This is a genomic window from Rhodococcus sp. ACPA4 (genome assembly GCF_002300185.1).
Classification (GTDB): Bacteria; Actinomycetota; Actinomycetes; order Mycobacteriales; family Mycobacteriaceae; genus Rhodococcus_F; species Rhodococcus_F globerula.
This window is the reverse complement of record NZ_NSDY01000002.1, coordinates 1,271,333-1,294,295: the sequence shown is the minus strand read 5'-3', so window position 1 is coordinate 1,294,295 and position 22,963 is coordinate 1,271,333. Positions and strand designations below refer to the sequence as shown.

The window sequence follows — 22,963 nt, the reverse complement described above, 5'->3', positions numbered from 1 at the left end:
TCAGAACTGTCCTAGGTCGGGAATCACGATGTCGTTGTCTCCGAATCCAGCTGAAGGCATTGTGGGGAAGCTACTTTGCACGGGGCGCAGAGCGGTTTCCTCGCATTCCTTGACCATCACCGACAGCTCGGCAGTGGCCCAGAACACGTCAGGTGCAAGGTCACGGAATATCGGCGTCTTGGATGCCTGCCCTCGCGAGGTAATCTGCGAGAAGGTTCCGCCACCTGACGCTCCATCCTGACCTGGAGCCAGGTAGTGATGGCCCACAAACGTATTCAAACGTTCCAGCCACTCTACGGTCTTGGCGCTGCGCTCCTCGATCGTGGACACACCGTCCGAATCCGGAATGGCTGACGGCCATCCGGTTTGCGTGTCACCGGTGCGCAACCACTCGGTCAACGCCGACTTCGCCGAGATCTCATTGATTCCACGTGCCGGATCTTCCAGTGTCGCATCGTAAATCGAGCGGAGCGCTCGGTACGGATGCATCGAGGACATGACCGGCTGTTGATGAGACTGAGCCATCGCCAGCAGAACCGATTCGAGCACTGCAGGCAACCAGTCGTTGTTGGCACCGAAGCGACCAGGCGGAGTAAGCAACGGATTCGGGAAATCAAGCCACGCGCTCTCTGCCGCCGACCAGACTCGCACCGGTTCCAGGAACGGCGGGGCTGGAATCCGAATCCGTCCGAGTACCAGTCCGAGGAACCACCCGGCCGTCATGGCGCGACGCTCGTTCTCGTGCATAGGTAGCGACGCAGCGAGTGGGCGCGACCGTCGCATCGACCAGAATGCCTCCTGCTGTGACGGAGTGGAATCCGCCCATTGCTTCGCAGCGGGTTTGAGCACGGAATCGTAGGCGAGCGGCGAATAGTTCGGATACGAACCGAAGATGTCCAGGCGTTTGAGTCCGCCCTCGTCGGTGAGCAGTCGCCCGAAACCGTCACCGGTCTCACGATCGATCTTGGGATTGTGGCTGATCGACTGTGCCAGAAGTTCCGATACCGGAAGATTCAGGAAAGGCACCGCCGAGAACTTGTATCGGTATGCGATCTGCTGACCCGGATGCAATGCCTCCATCGCCTGCTGATTGACACTCGCGAGTGGGCGAGCTAGCGACAACGCCTCGCCGAACTTCGAGAGCAGCAGCGAAGTACGCTGTTGCAGTTCGTATTCTGGAGCTCCCGACGCCACGATGTAATCCCTCAACGTCACCTTGCAGAACCGGTCGAAAGACTCACCGGTTCGTGAGACGTACGCCCTGGCACGGTCAAGCAATTCACCCGCGCGCAGATGAACGTCGTAACGAGCAGCCGACGGGATCAGTGCCTCGTTGGTCGAGGGGTTGACCGGAAATGCCTTCGACCGCCACGTCGCCGTTCGTTCGATCAGTGGCACGACCTGTCCCGGCGCGCGTGATCCGTCGGTTGTGGGCCAGAGACCTGTGACAACTCGTTGTGATGCGATCTGCACGGCCGAATCGAATGGCGGAGGCACGGACGAATCCTCCGCTACTGCCATCGGCAGATCACTGCGATACTGCGCGAGGAACTCCGCTGACGGTGTCAGCATCACCTCGTTGTTGGCCTCCGCGAAACGCTGCGGAACGCGTTCTGCCCCATCCGACGGCCAGGCTGCATACTGGTCTGTCTCCAACCGCGCCAAACCGACGTCGATTGCGGGCGTCTTGCTGGCAATCCGAAGAACGGTCTGAGATTCGTTGAGCGCAGCCAACAACGGCGTCAAGATTTCCGGCACCAAGGCAGCGACGATGTCGCGCACCTTGCCCGAAAGGGTCGAGTAGATCTGCCGATTGATGTTGTTCTGGTACTCGGCCACAACCGAGTCGATGACGGCACCGCTCATCGGAATCGTTCCGTTGAGGCTGGCCAACGTTCCGGTGACGCCAGGTGTCGGCGCCGTAATATCTGCAGGCGCCAACTTCGCCAGGTCCTCTGCCGCCGGACGGATGACATCCCGCAGATATGCCGATAAGCGATTGACAATTGCTGTGGCATAAGGCAACCCGAGGCTGGCTACAGCCTCGGCCACCATAGACTCGATGTTGTATACGATGCGATCCTGCCAACCGAAAGCGTGCAGGAGAGCTGCGCTGTCCGACGCGCCACGCAGGGCGGGGCCACGACCGCGGATCGCTTGTTGGACATCAGGAACCCACTGTTTCGCGTTCATTCCGTCGCCGGACGGGATATACGGACGGAGCTGTGTCTCGACGATCTGACGCGACATACGCCCGATCTCGTCCCATGGCAGAACCGTTCCGGTGATCCACCCGCCGACATTAGCCGGTAAAGCTCCACCCGCGGCATTGCGATCAGCCAGGCCGACCCGCGCCAGAATCGACGGCCACTGGCTGTCGAGAATGGCATTGACCTGTTCTTCATCCGAAGCCGGATTTCCGCGCTGCAGGTGACCGCCAAGCAGACGGTCGACGCTACTACGAGCCAATCGCTGGGCAGCGTACTCCGCATAGCGGTCACGACCCATACTCAAGCTCGAGAATCCGAAAGTGCCCCACGGCAGGCTGTCCCAGGCGCCTGCACCCCAACCGATGTGTTCGCGTAGACCCGCCAGACCGCCACCGTTGGTGAGGTCGTACTGAACGAATTGGCGAGTTGCAGCGCCACTCATCATCAAGCCCGACAGCCCACGCCCCAGCCCGCGATAGATCGCGTTCTGCGACCCGTCACCGAACGGCGCACCCTCGGTACCCACACGGCGTCCAACCGGGAATACGCGTGCGAACGGCACTTCTGCCCCTTCGCCATTCTGCTGTCCCAGCGCCTTCAGGATGGTGACGTCGTGTTCACGCGCCGAACCCATCTGACTTGCGACGATCTCACCCAGCATCGCCAGTGCGTTGGCGCTGACACCAGTGGTAGCGCTCTTACCCAATCCATCGAAAATATCGGGCGCAACCATGAACACGCCCATCATCTTCGGATCCAAACGCGGTATGAGAGTGAGTAATCGGCAGATGTCCAACGCCATCGACGCACCGGCGCCCCCGGCCATCGAAGACACCACCAGAACTATCGGCGCTTCCCCCGGATCGAAGGAACCACCGCCGGGAATGTCGAGTGACCGCATCTCGGTCTCGGTCGCGACGGTGAACAATTCGTCCCAAGCCCGTTGCAGCACTTCACTGATACCGGCCGTCTTACTCAGTGTGATCATCCGTCCGAGTGCACGGAACTGACCGGCCCCCGAACCAATCGGCACAGGTACGTTCCGCGGATCTCGCGGCGCCCAGGTGGCGATCGAGCTCAACTGCTGTCGAGCTGCGAGTTGATTGGAGAGCGCGTTGTCGAGTACTGCGTACGAATCACCCTGCGGCCCACTGCCGAAGTACGTACCACCCTGATCACGAACGTTGTTCAGTCCGTCCGGCCCGGTCTCGGGCGCGGTCGGAACATCGAGACTCACAAATTGCCAGCCGGACGGGATCTTCTCGACGCCGGCTGCCGCGAGGTCCGATCGCAGCTGGTCCATCATGTAGGACAACGTGACAGCGCCCGAGCCGCCGCAACCAACTACCAGAAAACGCCTCATGCCGGTCCTCTCCAAATAACGATGCCTACGCTGAAAGTCATTGCCTGCCTCGGCTGTCCGGTGGCCCGAACGGATCGAATCCGCTCGGAGGCGCAAACGGATCCGCGGTGCCTGCGGAAGTCCCCGGCGGCGCCCAGGCCGATCCTTCTGCCGGGTAACCACCTGACTGAGCACCTACCTGTGAGTTACCGAAGGGGTCGACTATCGGTGAACCAGGAGGCGTGCCAGAATCACTTGGCCCACTTGCACCCGACGTGTCGACGGCTCGCCCGCGCAGCTGGGACACCGCGTTAGCCACGTTGCGCCGGGCATCGTCGAGCACCCGCTCCACCCGATTTTTGTCCGCATCCGTACTGATCAGCAGCAATAAGGTCGCGACCTCCGGCGAACCGTTCGGATCATGGAACACGGCCCACGAGTTGTGCACCGCCAACGGAAGCTGTGCGTCACCGGCCTTGTCCGTCGCCGGCTTCGAACCCGACGCCCCCAGCATCCCCGGCAGACGCGCGCTCACGTATCCGGCTCCAACGGGCGAAAGTCCTACATGAGTTCGTAATTCGACGCCGGCTGCGTCGAGGATCCGGGTAGCTTCATGCATTCCCCGCACCGAATCGACAAGATCGCGGTCGCGCAATCCGAAGGGGCGCCCGTCGCGGAAAATCTCACCATTTCGGATCTCGATGGGAAATTGCTGAGCCTTGAGCCCACCCGGCGGAATCTTGGCGGTCAACCACTTACCGACATACAGAAGCAAGAGCGGGATGCCCGGACCGAGCAACAGCGCCACGATCAGCGTCAACCAGAACGTGCCAGTGTCGACAGGCTTCTGGACGTCCGCGGTGAACTGCACCGGAACCGAAATCTCGCGATCACTCTCACCAACCGGCGACACGAGCAGCGACATCGTTCCGCTGACCGTTCCGTTGACGGCATTTTCGATGTCGATCGACACCGGGAGAGTCCCACCCGATTCGAGACACTGAGCCTCTTCAGCCGGACCAGTCAGGGCCACCGATCCGATTCCGTCCGGCGAACCGGTGAATGACACCGACTGACCCGAGTCCAATCGAACACATCCTGCCCCGGTGACATCTAGATCGCGCTCGAAAATACCGGCGCCTTCGAGAGTCCCGAAATCGACGCGAGCGGGAAGCGAGGGGTAACCGATCGGCGGCGCAATCGGCAGCGCGATGTCGACCGACTGAGCTGTCAGCGCGGTTCCCGGCTCGACACCACCGTCGACACGCGTCGCGTCCGCGGTAGTGACATCCAGGGTCAGGCGCAGCGTCGCATCTCCCGGCGGCACGTCAGTGAGATCGAGTTCAACCGACTCGCCGATTCGATCCTTGGGCAACGGAGCTGCCACGTCGTGAACTGTCCCCGACGAGTCCACGACTGAGACGGAGAGCACGGCCGTACCCAGCAACGACGCTGGATCGATGGGCGCACGATCTGCACCCACAATTCCGAGTTCGATGGCACTGGTCTTCTCCCCCGTGTGAACCGCGGTTGTTTTCTGGCCGAGCCATGCGGGGAACAAATTGCCTGAGATGTGGATGTTCGACTTCGATCGCGCTTGTGCTGCGGCTCCTGTCGGATCGACGAATGCCAGCGCCCACACACCCTGCCACTGATCCGAGCCGGCATCCGACATCGAGAACGACACCGAATTCGGTGACTCCCAGCGGTAGTTGATCTCGATACCGGCGAGCTGTCCGCGAGAATCCGTTCGCAGAGCGGTCAAGGGCAACGCCAATTGCGCACCGTTCGGGGCGACCACAGTCGGTACCAGACCTTCGGCGTCGGCAAACGCGAGCACGTTTACGGCACTGATCGAACGGTCCAGCACAAACCGATGCTTACCTTCTTCACACACCTGTTGGACGCAGACACCACTCTCGCGTTCGAGCGGCGCTTGCCCCGGGGTACTGAAGGAATCGAACGCGAACAACAAATCGTCGATGTTCTGAGCGAGAAAGAACTCCCCAGGGGATGGCGCCTGTACTGCGCCACACGACGCGCCATCACCAGATGCACCGGAGGTAATCGCATGCATCAGATCGAAGTCGGCGGCAGCGGCGGTTCCGGACGCAAGACCGATGCCGAACATCTTGATTCCTGCACTTCTGACCTGATCTGCAATGCCCGCCGGTCTGCAAATCGACTCGGTGGCAGCTGCGACGACCTGCTTGACACCTTCCGGCGAGCCCAAGTCGATCCCCGGCGCGTATGGCTTGCTGGCGTCGCGTTCGGTGAAGTCCAATTTCCCGTCGGAGAACCATGCAATTGCCTGGCACCGACTGGATCCGTCGGCGTTCTGCGGGCGGTCTCTCAAATCGTTCTGGGCACCGTTCATCGCACCCCAGTAGTCGGTGTCGACGCCAGTTGTCCGACCACGGAACTGTTCGATCGAGCTCTTGAGGGTGGGCACGCTCCCAGAATCCAGAGCAATCCACTCGGTATGGACGGTGTAGTCGCTCGAGAATCCCGCGATCGCGACATTGAGGTCGACTGCTGCCGATTCACCAAAAGCAGCAAGGCGATCCAGCAGGAAATTCGCCGCGGACACTCGCGCCGCGTCCGGGTCGGAGGTCTGCAAACTCGAGGACTCGTCAATGAGGAGAAGAAGATCTCCCGTCTGCTGCGACGCCAGGCACGAACCGAAGTCACTAACGGCAGAACCCGCATTCGCGGCCGTCTGTGCGGTGGCCACGCTTAATCCGCCGACCGCATTGAGCATCAGAATTCCGAAAACGAAGAGCGCACCGATGCGCATTCTGCTCACAGTCGTCCAATCCAATCAGCAATGTTCCATGCACTGATCAGCACTGCAATGCATGAAATAGCGAGTACGACACGGGTCACCGACGACACCCACAGCGGCTCCGTATAGAACGCACTGGCACGCGCCTGTGTGTCGCGATACGTAAAGAGCGCAAGCAAACCAATTGCCACTGGGCCACCGAGAATCCAGGCGACTACTGCGACCGGACCCGAATCGAGTACTACAAAGGCAACAACGGCCACGATCAATCCGATCGTCGCGACCGCGCCTGCGGCGGCGAGCCATGCGGTCGGTGCAGTGCGTACCTGAACGACAGTGCTGGCGCCTGCCCCGCTGAACGAATCACCGGTCGGCATTCCCGGATGCTGATTCGGTGCCGGCGGCGTATTGAATCCGCCTGAAGACCGGGTGAAATCCCCGACTCCCGGATCAGGTGGACCGCCATGTCCGGGCTGCGGGCGCGAATAGTCACTGAAGTCGAATGGGTCGGGTGGTCGTACCAAGGAACGCTCCTTGCAATGGGATGTAAAACGGTAACCAGAACTCGGAGTGCACTTAATTGTGTATTTCGGTCGATCATGGGTCTTTGCTACATATGCAATTAGGACTGATGGATCTTCCCCGCCCCGACTTGCACGAACACATATCACCACATGAGTCGGACAATTTCGTCGTTGGCCCTCAAAATGGGCCAAGTCGACATAACGGAGTTAGCCTATTTCGCCACTGATAGCACACACTGACCCATCATTCAAGACCCGCTCCCCCGTTGCCTCGAGTACTGATCTGCAAAACGACGCGACGCCCCGACTAGACTGGAACCACGCCGCCTCTGCGCGCCCTGTCATCGAAAGGCACGTCATCACACAATCTCCCGCTCCGCACGACATCTACTTCGTACCCCCGGAGCAGGACACCACTGACACAGTGAAACCCGTCTCGTCCTCCGTGCGCGCTCGATTGGAGGACCGCCCGGAAACTGTGCGGTTCAAGAATCGGTTTGCCCTCCCTATCGTCACCACAACCCCGCTCGAAGCGATGATCGAGGACCTGCTGTTCATCCGCGATATTCTCGACGCGGCCGGTGTCGAATACCTCCTCGTACGCGGCAACGACGAACGAGCAGTCATCGCGGTCAATTGGGCCAACCGAAAGAAATTGCGCCGCGCGCTGATCGACGGATGCCAGAACACACCCTTCTATTCGAAGACTCTCGACGCGAAGAAGAGTCCAGCGCTCTTGATAGCCGACGGCGCACTGTCCACCACACCAAAAGCCCGCATCTTTCGACTTTTTCGGCCGCGTGTTCATCTGGCGAGTGGTCTCAACTACGGCGCGAATATCGGACTTCAGATCGAACTGTGGTCGATGTCCGACACAGAGATCGTTTTGCCCATCGAAAATTCACTGACCCGGCGGACGGTGCGTCCGGAAGAAGCAGTTCGTGGAACGGTGGAGCGTTTCGGCCGTGTGTGGCCGACGATCGAGAACATGTTTGCCGCCCATGCCTCCGACATCAATTTCGACATCGACCTCGTCTTTTCCTGGGTGGACGGTTCTTCCGAGGAATTTCAGGCGCAACGCGCACTTCGGATGCAGAACTACATTGTCGGTGAAGGTGACGAATCCGCAGCACGATTCCGTCAAATCGACGAATTGAAGTACGCACTACGGTCCGTGCACATGTATGCGCCGTGGATCCGAAGAATCTTTGTCGCCACCGATTCCGATCGTCCGGCATGGCTGGCCGACGATCCTCGGGTCACTTTCATGCCCAGCGAAAAGTTCTTTGCCGACCCGTCTGTACTGCCCACTCACAATTCTCAAGCGGTCGAATGCCAACTGCATCACATCCCCGGACTCTCCGAACATTTCCTCTATTCGAACGACGACATGTTCTTCGGCAGATCCGTCGGCCCCGACATGTTCTTCTCGCCCGGTGGAATCAGCATGTTCATCGAGGCGGATACGCGAATAGGTTTGGGACACAACGACGACGATCGCAGCGGATTCGAGAATGCGGCTCGGGTCAATCGACGTCTACTACAAGAGCGATTCGGATTGATGACAACTCGGCACCTCGAGCATGCCGCCACCCCGCTACGCAAAAGTGTCATGGCGGAAATGGAACGCGAATTCGCGGACGATTTTGCGGCCACCGCTGCGAGTACCTTCCGCGCAAGCACCAACATTTCGGTCACCAATTCGCTGTACCACTACTACGCGCTGATGAGCGGCCGCTCCGTCGTACAGAAGTCGGCTACCGTCAAATACGTCGACACCACTGTCAAAGCCGGTTTGCGACAGATGAATTCACTACTCAAAGACCGTTCGATGGATTTCTTCTGCCTCAACGACGGTAGTGAACCGGAAATCGATCTCGAACTACGTACCCGTAAGGTCACCGAATTCCTCGAGAACTACTATCCCGTCAAAGCGCCGTGGGAGGCCTGACGCATACTACTGCGCGACGGCAATATCGCTGTGCTCACCGATGCGAATGCCTGCGTCCGCCAGACGCGCCGCAGCGTCGCGGGCGCTGACGGCCTCACCCACCGTATCGTCGCGGACAACGTCGTCGCGCTCGAGCGGCACTACCGAATGAACAATCGTGTCGGCGTACACGTGGACGAGATTGCAGCCTTGTGCGCTGTCTCGGCCACGCTGTCCGCCGACCGCTACGTTGAGGTCCTGGGTGTAGCAGGCCGACGATGCCACAGATACGGGGATTCCCGCGAACGTCGCCGTCGTCGAGTAATGCAGGTGGCCCGCGAGAATTGCCCGCACGTCACTTCCCCGGAGCACTTCGGCCAACCGCGGCTGATCTCGTAGTTCGACCAGCACAGCCAGATCCTGGATACAGGGAATCGGCGGGTGATGAAGGGCGAGAATCGTTCCGTCGGGCGCTGAAGTCGCTAATTGTGTTCGCAGCCAATCCAACTGGGCGTCGCTGATCGATCCGTAGTGGTGGCCGGGAACAGTGGAGTCGAGCGTGATGATGCGGAGGCCGTCGATGTCGTAGACCCGATCGACCGACCGGGTCGACGGTGACTCGTTCAACAACCGCATCCGGAAGTGTTCCCGATCGTCGTGGTTACCCATCACCCAGACGACCTCGGCACCAAGTCTGCCTGCCACCGGTTCCACGATCGATTTCAGCGTCTCGTACGCGTCCGACTCCCCTTTGTCGGTGAGATCGCCGGTGAACACCAACGCCCGCGGACGCGCCCCTGACGCCTCGACGCCGGCAAGAATCTGCCGCAGTCGAGCTGTCGCGTCGACGGCGCCGTACAGGTCCCCGCCCTCGACGAGGTGCGTGTCGCTTATATGCACCAGGAAGTGCTTTGGACGTGGATATTCGGCATGTCGAACGCTCATCGGTCTCTCGCTTCCGCTAGCCGACGCGCAGGTACCGGTGCACCTACCGAACCTCGACAGTAGTCATCGAGTCTCCGGCCCTCGTTCACGCACACCCATGGACCGCCCGGAATCATCGGTAGTTGAAGCTACGAGTAGAGTCTTCGCAGTGTTGTTCCTGACCTCTCGACGCTACGTCGACCTTCGCCTGCAGGCGAGCGCAATGTGTCCGCGCTCGGCCTGATAGACGCGTACCAGGAAACATTTTCACGAAACCCCGCCTGAACTTCTTCACGGCGTGCCGCGTTTCGCTCTCTTCAATTTTTTGAAAGGCATTGTCATGCCCAGCTCCACCTCTACCGGCGTGCCGGAATCAAAAACCCGGTTCCCCTCGTGGGCAACGTCATTCGGACCTCAGATTGTTGCCGGTCTGGTTATCGGTGTCATTCTCGGTCTGGTTGCCCGCGCGATGCCTGACGCCGCAGACGGCAATGTGAACTGGCTCGTCGGAACTGTCCAGACCATCGGCAGCAGCTACGTCAAACTGCTGACGGTCGCGGTCATTCCGCTGGTGTTCACCGCCATCGTCAGTTCCATCGCAAACCTGCGTCAGGTTGCCAATGCCGCTCGATTGGCTGTGCAGACTCTGTTGTGGTTCGCGATCACGGCATTCATCGCGGTCATCATCGGCATCGTCGTCGGCCTGATCACCGATCCAGGTTCACGTACCGACGTTGCCGTCGAATCTGCCAAGGAACCGAAGAGCTCCGGATCGTGGTGGGCGTTCATCACGGGCCTGGTGCCGAACAACTTCCTCGGTCTGGGAGCCAAGACGTCAGTCACCGAAGGCGTCGCGACAACCTCACTGAGCTTCAATGTTCTGCAACTGCTTGTCATCGCAGCGGCAATCGGAATCGCGGCGCTCAAGGTCGGCGCCAAGGCAGAGAAGTTCCTCGAGTTCAACGCTTCCCTCCTGGCAATCATCCAGAAGGTGCTGTGGTGGATCATTCGTCTCGCGCCGATCGGCACCGCCGGCCTGATCGCCACCGCCGTCGCAACCTACGGCTGGGACGCCATCGGATCGCTCGGTGTATTCACCGCCGCGGTCTACATCGGTCTGGCGATCGTGTTCTTTGTCGTCTACCCGGCTCTCATTGCTGCACACGGCCTCTCGGTTCGGAACTTCTTCTCCGGCGTCTGGCCTGCCACTCAACTCGGCTTCGTTTCCCGCTCGTCGATCGGCACACTCCCACTGACCGAACGCGTCACCGAGCGCAATCTCGGCGTGCCGCGCGAGTACGCGTCGTTTGCCGTGCCGCTGGGTGCCACCACGAAAATGGACGGTTGCGCCGCAATCTATCCCGCAATCGCCGCCATCTTTGTTGCCGGCTTCTACGACGTTCCGCTCAACTTCACCGACTACCTCTTGATCGTTGTCGTGTCGGTTATCGGTTCGGCCGCTACCGCTGGAACTACCGGCGCAACAGTCATGCTCACCCTGACGCTCTCGACACTCGGACTGCCACTTGCCGGCGTCGGTCTGCTGCTTGCCGTCGAACCGATCGTCGACATGGGCCGTACGGCCGTCAACGTCACCGGGCAGGCACTCGTCCCGGTGATCGTGGCCAAGCGCGAAGGCATCCTCGACACGGCCCGCTTCAACGCGCCTCGCAACGGTAATCCGTTTGCCGAAGAACTCGTCGACGCATAATTCGGCCACACCAAAAGATGTCCCCGCACCGTGATCGGTGTGGGGACATTTTTTCTGGTCAGATACCGAGCGCCTTGGCCAAAGTTGGCCACGCTTTGGGGAAACGCTCACGCCAGTACGGCCACGAGTGCGTACCGGTCGGTTCGTAGTCGATTGTGGCATCGATACCGAGTGCGGTGAGACGCTGGTCGAATGCCTTGGTACACATGTGTGCAACCGCCTCGATACTGCCACCGACGACCAGACGATCGGCCAAGTCAGGCGTCCGCAAATTTTCGTTCTCGCCCGCCACGCCCGTCGCGACGGACAAGTAGATTTCCGTTCCGCGGAGTTGCTCGGCATTGAGGAGCGAATCGTGCGCTTCCCATTCCGGCCCGCCCGGAATCCCCCACATGTTGTCGGTGTTTCCGCCGCGCGACGTGACCGTCGATTGGATGCTGGCGCGCCCCCAGGTGTCCGTGGTCGAGTAGCACCCACTGAAACCCGCCACACCTTTGTACAGGCCCGGATTTCGGTGGGCGAGCATCATCGCACCCTGCGCGCCCATCGAAATGCCCGCAATTGCATTGACGCCGTTGGTGTTCAATCTCGCGTTCAGGAGCGAGGGCAACTCTTTCGCAATGAACGTTTCCCACTTGTGCAGTCCAAGTGCCGGATCCTCGTTCTCCCAATCCGTGTACATGCCGGCCTTGCCGCCGTTGATCATCACGACGTTGACGTTCTTGTCGGCAAAGAAATCCGGCGCGACGCCGTACCGCACCCACCCACTGGACTTCTCCTGAGCGTCGGCACCGTCCAGGAGATACAGGGTAGGTCTCGGCGCAGAGTTGTCCGCGGGAAGAATAACTTCGACGCCGACGTCACGCCGCAAAGCAGGAGATGCCACCGTCAGCCGAACGGACTGCGGTCCAGTCACGTTCTCTCCGACAATTGCGGGGGCCGTAATGCCGTCCAACAGTTGTGCTGGTGCCCCTGGGTCGCCCTGCATGGACCCGGGCACAGTCGAACCGTATTCCAACGTCTCGAGACTGTCGGAGATCGGCGTCGCGCCTACCGAAGTGATACCGAGCACCTGCAGTCCGAACACACACGCAGTGGTTACAACGATTCCCGCCCGCCTCACGGGGGTGAGCGGGGTCAGGCACTTCGACATCAGGCTCCCAAACAATTAAATACAGTCATTTGAAAGATACCGTGTAATTCGGACACACTCACCCGCTGGCCCATCGCACCACGCCTGATCAGCGGCGAAACGACAGCTGCGCACGTACCGTCAGACACCCAGAGCCTTCGACAACGTCGGCCACGCCTTCGGCAAGCGCTCACGCCAGTACGCCCACGCATGGGTGCCGTTGGGCTCGTAGTCCACGGTGGCCTCGATATCGAGTGACCGCAATCGCTGATCGAACACCTTGGTGCACACCTTTGCGGCAGCCTCGATCCCGCCGCCGACAACCAGCCGCTCGAGCAGTTCCGGCGTCTGCAGCGTTTCATCCGCCCCGGGGGCGCCGTTGGCAGTGGAGATGTAGATCTCCTTGCCGCGCAGGCTTTCTGCGTTCAACACGGAATCATGTGCTTCCCACTCGGGCCCACCGAGCTCTCCCCACATATTGGCCGGATCACCGCCGCGCGAGGTAATCGTCGCCTGCACGCTGGTTCGGCCCCAGGTATCCATCGTCGAATAGCAACCGCTGAACACCGCGACGCCGCGGTACAGATCCGGATACCGATGAGCGAGCATCATCGCGCCCTGCGCACCCATCGACGTCCCGGCGATTGCATTGACGCCGTTGGTCCTGAAGTGAGCATCGATCAACGGTGGCAACTCCTTCGCGATGAAGGTTTCCCACTTGTGCAATCCGAGCGCCGGATCCTCGTTCTCCCAATCCGAGAACAAGCTCGCTGATCCCCCGTTGATCATGACGACATGGGCATTCTTGTCAGCAAAAAACGCGGGGGCGCCGCCCATGGTCACCCAGCCGTTCGAGCCCTCACCGCCGTCGACGCCCTGCAGCATGTAGAGCGTCGGGCGCGGAACCGAGTTGTCGGCCGGAAGTAGCACCTCGACACCCACCTCGCGCTTCAAGGCCGGCGACGCAACAGTCAGGCGCGACGCCTGCGCTCCGGTGTGCACTTCACCCACAATTGCCGGTGCCACTATGTCGTCGCGCAGAACTGGAAGCGGTCCGGGATCATCCCGAAATATCTCGGGAACGCTCGATCCGAAATCGAAACTTCCGATACTCCCGGTGCTCTGCTGCGCGTTGGCCGTACCGGCACCGACCAGCGGCGCGGTCGCGACACACGCCGCGATCAGCGCGGCCCCGAGCTTCCCAATCCGGGCACGCGTGTTCACATGGACATTCATCCAGACTCCCAATTTCTAATCCGACAAAGTGAACATACCGTCCAGTTTAAAATCGGCGGTCATTACCGCTGTTTCACAGCGGTGTCGGACTCGCGGATTAGGGTGGAAAGATGCAGCCGGAATCAGTCCTAGTCCTCGACCTGGACCAAATCCGCGCTGTAGTCGGCACAACCACATTTCAACGCGGACTCGACTATTTCCGCCAAGGAGCCGTTCGCGAATTCGAGTGGGACGAGGCGACCCAGACTCTCGAAGGCGAGGTAATCGGCAACGAGGAGTACGTATCTACGGTCTTCCTCAGCCGGCGCACCCATAACAACACCACCAACGTCGCCACGATCCTCCGGGGCATTTGCACGTGCCCGGTGCGCATGAACTGTAAGCACGTCGCTGCCCTGGTCATAGCTGCCGCGGCGAGGTCCTCACAACCACCGGCGCCCAAGAACTGGGAAGACTCGATCCGGGCGTTACTTCGGCCGAATCCTGTCGAACGAGGCGCCAGTGATCTTGGCATTCAATTCACCCTGCGCACCAACGGCCCACGAAACCAACTACTGGTCAAACCCGTGCAACCAGGCGCGCGGGGATGGATTTCCGGGGGCCTCGCGTGGAACAAGCTGGGCAGCTTCCACCAACACCCGGCGCAACACATCCGGATACTCAATGACATCCACCTACTGATCAGTGCCAGGACGGCGTACCGCCACTACAACGCCACCGATTTCGATCTGGCGGACTTCCCCAGTCCCGGCCTGTGGGCGTTGCTCGCCGAGGCGCGCAATGCCGGCATCCCACTCCTCCATGCCAAGCCGAGCCTCGGACCAGTATTGATCGATGACGGAGTGGACGTGTGCATCGACGTGACGCATGGTCCGGACAACGGACTTCAAGTCACACCGCGCCCATTTTTCACGAACGACGGCGAGAGAACATCAGAGCCAACCCCACCGATCTGGGGAACAATCGGTAGCACTGTCCACGGCATCTACGCAGTCGACCACGACGGCAGAATCCGGTTGGCACCGCTGAACACCTCCCTCTCCCCCGCCCTCAAGGACTTCATCAACGCAGGCGACGCCATCGACGTGCCGGCAGAACACCGCGAAACCTTCACCTCCCGCTTCGCGGTCAGACTCAGCTCAATTGCCGACATCGTCTCCAGCGACAATTCGTACGCGTCACCCGAGATCAGCGGTCCGGTCCTTCACCTGCGAGCGAAGTACGGCGATGATCATGGTGTTGACCTGACGTGGGAGTGGCAGTACACCATCGGGAACGATCGATTGACCGTAGAAGTGGGTGAACATCCCGGGTCACTCGACGGCCGCTCTCCCGCCAAGGAACAATCCATCCTCGACACCGTGAGCCCCCTGTTCGGCCCCTCCGACACCACTCGGCCACACACGCGAGAACTGGTCCACGGTTCATTGGCGGGTCTGGACACGATGCGATTCACACTCGATGTCCTTCCATTGCTCCGTGACCATCCAGACGCTGACGTCACCATCGACGGGACACCCGCCAACTATCGCGCCACCGATGATTCGCTTGTCATCGGGCTCTCCACCAGCGCTTCGCCGGACAGCGCCGGATCGGACTGGTTCGACCTCGGGGTCACCGTCAACGCAGACGGCCAAGAAGTGCCCTTTGCCGACATCTTTGCCGCCCTCAGCATCGGCGCCACCGAACTGCTGTTGCCCGACGGCGCATACTTCAGCCTCGACAAACCCGAACTCCGTGAACTGCAACGCCTCATCGCGGAAGCACGCTCACTCCTCGACCGCCCAAACGGTCCGCTGCGAATCAGCAAGTTCCAAGCCGGACTCTGGGACGATCTCACGTCGCTCGGAATCGTCGAACATCAAGCAGCGCAGTGGAAAAAGCAGGTCGACGGGTTGCTCACCCATGCCTCCATCGACCACGTGGATGTCCCGTCGACATTGCTGGCCACACTGCGTCCCTATCAGGTCGACGGATTCCGGTGGCTCAATTTCCTTCTGGAACACGGACTCGGCGGAATACTGGCCGACGACATGGGGCTCGGCAAGACGCTTCAAACACTGGCGATGATTGCCCGTGCACGCCAATCCGATCCGGTGGCACCACCTTTTCTGATCGTTGCCCCGACCAGCGTTGTCTCCAACTGGAAATCCGAAATAGCCAGATTCACACCAGAACTCAGTACGGTCATCGTCACCGGGACACTCAAACGACAGAACCTCGATCTCACCGACATCATTATCGGCGCCGACATCGTCATCACGTCGTACGCGTTGCTCCGCCTCGACTCCGACGCCTATTCTGCCAACAGCTGGTCGGGCCTCATCCTCGATGAAGCCCAGTTCGCAAAGAACCACAAATCCAAAGTCCACCAGTGCGCCCGAAAACTCGAGACGCCGTTCAAACTCGCCATCACCGGCACACCTATGGAGAACAACCTTTCTGAACTGTGGTCACTGCTTGCGATCACGGCTCCCGGACTCTTTCCGAATTCCGCCCACTTCACCGAGCTGTACCGTCGGCCGATCGAAAATGGCGGGGACACAGCGCGATTGGAACAACTGCGCCGACGTGTCAAACCGTTGATGATCAGACGCACCAAGGAGCAGGTGGTTCGCGACCTACCGGCAAAGCAAGAACAAGTACTCGAGATCGACCTCTACCCCAAGCATCGCGCGCTCTACGACACGCATCTCCAACGCGAACGCCAGAAGATCCTCGGCTTGCTGTCCGACGTCGACAAGAACCGTTTCACCATCCTCGCGTCACTGACACTACTTCGCCAACTCAGCCTCGACGCCTCGCTGATCGACGACAAGCACGCGACGATCCCGTCAGCCAAAGTCGACGCACTTCTCGAGCAATTGGACGACGTCATCGCCGGCGGACACCGCGCCTTGATCTTCAGTCAGTTCACCGGTTTCCTCAACGCCGTTCGCCGCCGCCTCCACGCCGATAACATTGAGCACTGCTATCTCGACGGCAACACGCGCGACCGCGGCGACGTGTTGGAAAAGTTCAAAACCGGTGCTGCGCCAGTGTTTTTGATCAGTCTCAAAGCAGGTGGCTTCGGGCTCAACCTCACCGAGGCCGACTACTGTTTCATTCTCGATCCGTGGTGGAACCCCGCCACCGAAGCTCAAGCCGTGGACCGAGCACATCGCATCGGCCAAACCAAGAACGTGATGGTGTACCGCCTCATCGCCAAGGACACGATCGAAGACAAGGTGATGGCTCTCAAAGCCAAGAAATCCGCGCTGTTCGCCAGCGTGATGGACTCCGACGAGCTCCTCAGTTCCACTCTGGGCGCCGAAGACATCCGTTCGCTATTCGAGTAAACGCCAGGCTTGTCCCACCCCGTAATCTCGGGGAACGGTATGGTTATTTGTGAACGGACAACACAGAACTCACGAATGCGGATATCACCACATTCGAACGAGAGGAACCTGAATGGGCGTCACACTTGCCAAGGGCGGCAACGTATCTCTGTCGAAAGCAGCACCCAATCTGACCAAAATCGCTGTCGGACTTGGATGGGACGCACGAAGTACCAGTGGCGCTGACTTCGACCTTGATGCCAGTGCGTTGGTCACCGGCCCGGAACGCAAGGTACTTTCCGATCTTCACTTCGTGTTCTACAACAACCTACGGTCCCCTGACGGTGCCATCGAGCACACCGGCGACAACCTCACCGGCGAAGGCGACGGAGACGACGAGGTAATCAACATCGACCTCCCGGCGGTACCGCCCAACGTCACCAACATCTTCTTCCCGGTATCGATCCACGACGCCGACGCGCGCCTCCAATCCTTCGGCCAGGTCACCAATGCCTACATTCGCGTGGTCGACCTCTCCACCGGATCAGAGCTTGCTCGCTACGACCTGTCCGAAGATGCGTCCACAGAGACAGCCATGCTCTTCGGTGAGGTGTACCGACACAACAACGAGTGGAAGTTCCGGGCAATCGGCCAGGGATACGCGTCAGGCCTAGCGGGCATCGCCCGTGACTACGGCGTCAACATCTGACATCGCGCCACGAACATGGGGTCCGAGCCTGATTCAGGCTCGGACCCCATGTTCGTTCCAGCGGTACTTTTAGCGCTGAAGGACTGCCCGCGCAAGATACTGCGCCCAGGGCATATCCGACGTCGAGACCATCCCTACCAGGTCATATCCGATCGCGCCGACCAGATCGAGAACCTCGATCGTGGTGCCGGCAGACTTGCCCGGAATCGCGGGCTCTGCAACCAACGCCGGGGACGATCGGATCTGGCCAAGAGTTCCCGCAACAAGGTGATGTCGATCCGACGGCTCCAGCCCCGCGGCAACAGCGAGCAGGACAAGAAGGTCAATCGCCCGCGCAGGTCCCGCCGACGCAACGGGAACCCCGTCGACAATGCAATTCCACAACACGTCTGCATCTGCACTCGCTGAACGCCCACGACGAGTCAGGACAATCCGGCCCTTCAGCTTCCTGGCCAAACCCCAGCTTCGGAGCAGCACAAACAAACGCTGAGCCTTGGGAAGATTAACCGGCTCGAGTTCCGGCTGGTCCAGCGCCGCATCGACCGTCGACAGAAATGACTCGACATCGATTCCATCGTCCCCGATCAACGTCAGCAACATCTGAAGCCGCGCGCCCACAGCAACACGTATCTGCGACGAAGACTCGGACCGATCATCGAGTCGCGCCATCGCAAAGACGTCATGCAACTCAGGTGCGCTAGCCGGCGCGAGCAATTCGAAAAGATTCCAGATATCGAAGGTGCGTGGGAACGACGCGATAGCGGACTCGCGCGCCACCGTTCCGACACAACGAGCCAATCGCTCGTTGACCTCCTCCAACACAAACTTATTCGGCTCGAAATCGGTTTGTGCCCACTCCAGAGTCCACTCCCGAGAGCGCAATTCCTCGGAAAGCAGCACCCGCAATAGTTGCTCGAATTCTTCAGGTCCCGCACATTCTTCGGGCGGGCACGCACCAACACCTTCGATGCACACCGCGGGTTTGTCCGCGGCCTCGTCGTCAACCGATTCGAGAGTCACAGAATGCCGCCACGCACCGGCTCGTCCGTACCGGTACTGGATCATGTCACCGGGAGATATCAGAACTTCGTGAACGTGGACCTCGTTCTCGGCGACTGCGCTCTGGCCGCGGCTACGACGATCAGCCACACGATTACGCGGAGTGTATTCCAGAAAATCACCAGGAAACCGTGTGCCGATCTTCCGCCACGAATGTCCATGCATATCGTGCCAACCCATTGCCCGTTGAACTACGGCATGGAAATCGTCGAGCGTGAAATCGGAATCGACAATCAACCGCCGCGATATCTGCGTGGACACCTCTTCAAGCCGAATCGAGATTCGTAGACCTGCCGGCAATGAACCGCGCTGTCCACGCGAGTTCATCGAGGGATGTTCGGGCACAGCGGGAGTCTGCTGTGAAGCAGAGGGTTCTTGCTGATCCAATCCTGTCGGCACAAGTCGCAGGTGCGAGCCACTGGAGTTGCGGAGGCCAACCATAGCTGTTCACTATGCCACGAACTACTGACATCCCATGAGTTTTGTCGTCGCTACATACCCTGTTTGCGGAGTTTTAACCCGCCCGCGATGGTGCGAACGGTACGTTCGGTCGATCCGAGGCGAGGGGTGTACCGTTCGCTCGATCGCGGGGGTGTTTCGGGGACACGAAAAAACCCCCCAACAATGTTGGGGGGCTTTCTCAAGTTGTGTTCGGCGGTGTCCTACTCTCCCACACCCTGTCGAGTGCAGTACCATCGGCGCTGAAGGGCTTAGCTTCCGGGTTCGGAATGGGACCGGGCGTTTCCCCTTCGCTATGACCGCCGTAACTCTATGAAACTGTCACAGTAACTAACCGTGAACCAGATCCTCCACACACCCACCGACAAGTGTCGGTGAATGATGGGGAATCGAATTCAAGGTATCTGTGTGTTGTTTCAGATACCGCACAGTGGACGCGTAGCTTCTTTGTGGTAAGTCCTCGGCCTATTAGTACCAGTCACCTGCATACATTACTGTACTTCCAGTTCTGGCCTATCAACCCGGTGGTCTGCCGGGGGCCTTACCCCCTCGAGGGGGTGAGAAACCTCATCTTGGAACAGGCTTCCCGCTTAGATGCTTTCAGCGGTTATCCCTTCCGAACGTAGCTAACCAGCGGTGCTCCTGGCGGAACAACTGGCACACCAGAGGTTCGTCCGTCCCGGTCCTCTCGTACTAGGGACAGCCTTCCTCAAGTTTCTTACGCGCGCGGCGGATAGAGACCGAACTGTCTCACGACGTTCTAAACCCAGCTCGCGTGCCGCTTTAATGGGCGAACAGCCCAACCCTTGGGACCTACTCCAGCCCCAGGATGCGACGAGCCGACATCGAGGTGCCAAACCATCCCGTCGATATGGACTCTTGGGGAAGATCAGCCTGTTATCCCCGGGGTACCTTTTATCCGTTGAGCGACACCGCTTCCACTTGCCGGTGCCGGATCACTAGTCCCGACTTTCGTCCCTGCTCGACCTGTCAGTCTCACAGTCAAGCTCCCTTGTGCACTTGCACTCGACACCTGATTGCCAACCAGGCTGAGGGAACCTTTGGGCGCCTCCGTTACATTTTGGGAGGCAACCGCCCCAGTTAAACTACCCACCAGGCACTGTCCCTGAACCAGATCATGGTCCGAGGTTAGAGGTCCAATTCGATCAGAGTGGTATTTCAACAACGACTCCACGATAACTGGCGTCACCGTTTCACAGTCTCCCACCTATCCTACACAAACCGAACCGAACACCAATACCAAGCTGTAGTGAAGGTCCCGGGGTCTTTTCGTCCTGCCGCGCGTAACGAGCATCTTTACTCGTAATGCAATTTCGCCGAGTCTACGGTTGAGACAGCTGAGAAGTCGTTACGCCATTCGTGCAGGTCGGAACTTACCCGACAAGGAATTTCGCTACCTTAGGATGGTTATAGTTACCACCGCCGTTTACTGGGGCTTAAATTCTCAGCTTCGCTCCGAAGAACTAACCGGTCCTCTTAACCTTCCAGCACCGGGCAGGCGTCAGTCCGTATACATCGTCTTACGACTTCGCACGGACCTGTGTTTTTAGTAAACAGTCGCTTCTCACTGGTCTCTGCGGCCCCACCCAGCTCAGACAGTAAATGTCGTCACCAGACAGGGCCCCCCTTCTCCCGAAGTTACGGGGGCATTTTGCCGAGTTCCTTAACCATAGTTATCTCGATCGCCTTAGTATTCTCTACCTGACCACCTGTGTCGGTTTGGGGTACGGGCCGTGTGAAAGCTCGCTAGAGGCTTTTCTCGGCAGCATAGGATCACTGAATTCGCCTCAATCGGCTACGCATCACGTCTCAGGCTTAATGCGACCCGGATTTGCCTAGGTCACGCCCTACACGCTTACACCGGTATTACCACTGACCGGCCCAGCTACCTTCCTGCGTCACCCCATCGCTTGGCTACTACCAGATCAGGTCCCGTGCATCCACCAACTCGAGACCCGAAGGTCTTCTCGTGGCTTCAGGACGGTTAGTATCACTGATTCACCATGGGCGCGTTCACACGGGTACGGGAATATCAACCCGTTGTCCATCGGCTACGCCTGTCGGCCTCGTCTTAGGTCCCGACTCACCCTGGGCGGATTAACCTGGCCCAGGAACCCTTGGTCATTCGGCGGACGAGTTTCTCACTCGTCTTTCGCTACTCATGCCTGCATTCTCACTCGTGTGGCCTCCACGGCTAGGTCACCCTGCCGCTTCCATGGCCACACGACGCTCCCCTACCCATCCACACACCTGCCAGAAAATCCTTGGATCAACTGGGGGCTATTGCGTGAATGCCGCAGCTTCGGTGGTGTACTTGAGCCCCGCTACATTGTCGGCGCAGGATCACTTGACCAGTGAGCTATTACGCACTCTTTCAAGGGTGGCTGCTTCTAAGCCAACCTCCTGGTTGTCTTCGCGACCCCACATCCTTTTCCACTTAGTACACGCTTAGGGACCTTAGCTGGCGATCTGGGCTGTTTCCCTCTCGACTACGAACCTTATCGCCCGCAGTCTCACTGCCGCGCTCTCACTCACCGGCATTCGGAGTTTGGCTGATTTCGGTAAGCTTGTGGGCCCCCTAGACCATCCAGTAGCTCTACCTCCGGTGAGAAACACGCGACGCTGCACCTAAATGCATTTCGGGGAGAACCAGCTATCACGGAGTTTGATTGGCCTTTCACCCCTACCCACAACTCATCCCCTCAGTTTTCAACCTAAGTGGGTTCGGTCCTCCACGACGTCTTACCGTCGCTTCAACCTGGCCATGGGTAGATCACTCCGCTTCGGGTCTAGAGCATGCCACTATGATCGCCCTATTCGGACTCGCTTTCGCTACGGCTACCCCACACGGGTTAACCTCGCGACATGCCACTAACTCGCAGGCTCATTCTTCAAAAGGCACGCCATCACCCCCCACACCGAAGTGTGCAAAGGCTCTGACGGATTGTAAGCGCACGGTTTCAGGTACTATTTCACTCCCCTCCCGGGGTACTTTTCACCTTTCCCTCACGGTACTAGTCCGCTATCGGTCACCAGGGAGTATTCAGGCTTATCGGGTGGTCCCGACAGATTCACACCAGATTTCACGGGCCCGGTGCTACTTGGGTTTCCATTACAACAGTCACAAAGTTTTCGTGTACGGGATTCTCACCCTCTACGACAGGCCGTTCCAGACCACTTCCACTAACCTCATGATTTCTTACTGTTGGCCAACACGGCAGCATTGACAAAATGAACCCCACAACCCCACGAATGCAACACCTGCCGGCTATCACACACCCATGGTTTAGCCTCTTCCGCTTTCGCTCGCCACTACTCACGGAATCACGGTTGTTTTCTCTTCCTGTGGGTACTGAGATGTTTCACTTCCCCACGTTCCCTCCACACGCCCTATATATTCAGGCGCGGGTAACACGACATCACTCGTGCTGGGTTTCCCCATTCGGACATCCTCGGATCACAGCTCGGTTGACAGCTCCCCGAGGCTTATCGCAGCCTCCTACGTCCTTCATCGGCTCCTGGTGCCAAGGCATCCACCGTACGCTCTTCATTACTTACAACAAAGATGCTCGCGTCCACTGTGCAGTTCTCAAACAACACACAA

General features: G+C 59.4%; 11 protein-coding genes and 2 rRNA genes. 4 read left to right on the top strand and 9 right to left on the bottom strand.

What is annotated here, in order from left to right:
* Genes CJ178_RS29295 through CJ178_RS29285 form a run of 3 tightly spaced genes read right to left on the bottom strand, consistent with a single transcriptional unit; the run spans nucleotide 1 to nucleotide 6,861 of the window.
* Nucleotides 1-3,573, bottom strand: coding sequence for a tubulin-like doman-containing protein (locus CJ178_RS29295; RefSeq protein WP_033235987.1), 3,573 nt, complete (start codon nucleotides 3,571-3,573; stop codon nucleotides 1-3).
* Between the two features lie 37 nt (nucleotides 3,574-3,610).
* Complete coding sequence (locus CJ178_RS29290) at nucleotides 3,611-6,349, bottom strand: vWA domain-containing protein (protein ID WP_257013521.1); 2,739 nt, start codon at nucleotides 6,347-6,349, stop codon at nucleotides 3,611-3,613.
* Between the two features lie 5 nt (nucleotides 6,350-6,354).
* Complete coding sequence (locus tag CJ178_RS29285) at nucleotides 6,355-6,861, bottom strand: hypothetical protein (protein ID WP_133637968.1); 507 nt, start codon at nucleotides 6,859-6,861, stop codon at nucleotides 6,355-6,357.
* Nucleotides 6,862-7,396: 535 nt separating this feature from the next.
* Between CJ178_RS29285 and CJ178_RS29280 the strand changes: the two genes are divergently transcribed.
* Nucleotides 7,397-8,812 carry a stealth family protein gene (locus CJ178_RS29280; RefSeq protein ID WP_372472296.1) on the top strand — a complete coding sequence of 472 codons (1,416 nt, stop codon included), beginning with the start codon at nucleotides 7,397-7,399 and terminating at the stop codon, nucleotides 8,810-8,812.
* 6 nt (nucleotides 8,813-8,818) lie between these two features.
* On the opposite strand, the gene CJ178_RS29275 is transcribed toward CJ178_RS29280, so the two are convergent.
* A complete protein-coding gene (locus CJ178_RS29275) occupies nucleotides 8,819-9,736 on the bottom strand; it encodes a phosphodiesterase (RefSeq protein ID WP_095888563.1) in 918 nt (305 codons plus the stop codon).
* 319 nt (nucleotides 9,737-10,055) lie between these two features.
* Here CJ178_RS29275 and CJ178_RS29270 point away from each other — a divergent pair, with 319 nt between their 5' ends.
* Nucleotides 10,056-11,426, top strand: a complete 1,371-nt coding sequence (locus CJ178_RS29270) for a dicarboxylate/amino acid:cation symporter (protein ID WP_033236112.1) — start codon at nucleotides 10,056-10,058, stop codon at nucleotides 11,424-11,426.
* Between the two features lie 58 nt (nucleotides 11,427-11,484).
* On the opposite strand, the gene CJ178_RS29265 is transcribed toward CJ178_RS29270, so the two are convergent.
* Both CJ178_RS29265 and CJ178_RS29260 read right to left on the bottom strand, forming a co-directional pair.
* Nucleotides 11,485-12,579 (bottom strand): alpha/beta hydrolase, encoded by a 1,095-nt coding sequence (locus tag CJ178_RS29265; protein ID WP_095888562.1) that lies wholly within the window; start codon nucleotides 12,577-12,579, stop codon nucleotides 11,485-11,487.
* 120 nt (nucleotides 12,580-12,699) lie between these two features.
* Nucleotides 12,700-13,794 (bottom strand): alpha/beta hydrolase, encoded by a 1,095-nt coding sequence (locus CJ178_RS29260; RefSeq protein WP_095888561.1) that lies wholly within the window; start codon nucleotides 13,792-13,794, stop codon nucleotides 12,700-12,702.
* 110 nt (nucleotides 13,795-13,904) lie between these two features.
* Here CJ178_RS29260 and CJ178_RS29255 point away from each other — a divergent pair, with 110 nt between their 5' ends.
* Together CJ178_RS29255 and CJ178_RS29250 are read left to right on the top strand one after the other, a co-directional pair.
* Complete coding sequence (locus CJ178_RS29255) at nucleotides 13,905-17,132, top strand: DEAD/DEAH box helicase (RefSeq protein WP_095888560.1); 3,228 nt, start codon at nucleotides 13,905-13,907, stop codon at nucleotides 17,130-17,132.
* Nucleotides 17,133-17,244: 112 nt separating this feature from the next.
* Nucleotides 17,245-17,820 carry a TerD family protein gene (locus CJ178_RS29250; protein WP_033235982.1) on the top strand — a complete coding sequence of 192 codons (576 nt, stop codon included), beginning with the start codon at nucleotides 17,245-17,247 and terminating at the stop codon, nucleotides 17,818-17,820.
* A gap of 69 nt (nucleotides 17,821-17,889) precedes the next feature.
* Here the strand turns inward: CJ178_RS29250 and CJ178_RS29245 are convergent, their stop codons facing one another.
* From CJ178_RS29245 to CJ178_RS29235, 3 genes are all read right to left on the bottom strand, one after another.
* Nucleotides 17,890-19,224: a plasmid pRiA4b ORF-3 family protein gene (locus CJ178_RS29245; RefSeq protein ID WP_257013520.1), complete on the bottom strand. Its 1,335-nt coding sequence runs from the start codon at nucleotides 19,222-19,224 to the stop codon at nucleotides 17,890-17,892.
* Between the two features lie 304 nt (nucleotides 19,225-19,528).
* A 5S ribosomal RNA gene (gene rrf, locus CJ178_RS29240) occupies nucleotides 19,529-19,645 on the bottom strand.
* Between the two features lie 141 nt (nucleotides 19,646-19,786).
* Nucleotides 19,787-22,919, bottom strand: a 23S ribosomal RNA gene (locus tag CJ178_RS29235).
* Nucleotides 22,920-22,963 lie beyond the last annotated feature (44 nt).

What these genes read in the sequence shown, in the direction of transcription:
- CJ178_RS29295 (WP_033235987.1), bottom strand. Translation starts at nt 3,573, where the DNA reads ATGAGGCGTTTTCTGGTAGTTGGTTGCGGCGGCTCGGGCGCTGTCACG.
- CJ178_RS29290 (WP_257013521.1), bottom strand. Translation starts at nt 6,349, where the DNA reads ATGCGCATCGGTGCGCTCTTCGTTTTCGGAATTCTGATGCTCAATGCG.
- CJ178_RS29280 (WP_372472296.1), top strand. Translation starts at nt 7,397, where the DNA reads ATGATCGAGGACCTGCTGTTCATCCGCGATATTCTCGACGCGGCCGGT.
- CJ178_RS29275 (WP_095888563.1), bottom strand. Translation starts at nt 9,736, where the DNA reads ATGAGCGTTCGACATGCCGAATATCCACGTCCAAAGCACTTCCTGGTG.
- CJ178_RS29270 (WP_033236112.1), top strand. Translation starts at nt 10,056, where the DNA reads ATGCCCAGCTCCACCTCTACCGGCGTGCCGGAATCAAAAACCCGGTTC.
- CJ178_RS29265 (WP_095888562.1), bottom strand. Translation starts at nt 12,579, where the DNA reads ATGTCGAAGTGCCTGACCCCGCTCACCCCCGTGAGGCGGGCGGGAATC.
- CJ178_RS29260 (WP_095888561.1), bottom strand. Translation starts at nt 13,794, where the DNA reads ATGAATGTCCATGTGAACACGCGTGCCCGGATTGGGAAGCTCGGGGCC.
- CJ178_RS29255 (WP_095888560.1), top strand. Translation starts at nt 13,905, where the DNA reads ATGCAGCCGGAATCAGTCCTAGTCCTCGACCTGGACCAAATCCGCGCT.
- CJ178_RS29250 (WP_033235982.1), top strand. Translation starts at nt 17,245, where the DNA reads ATGGGCGTCACACTTGCCAAGGGCGGCAACGTATCTCTGTCGAAAGCA.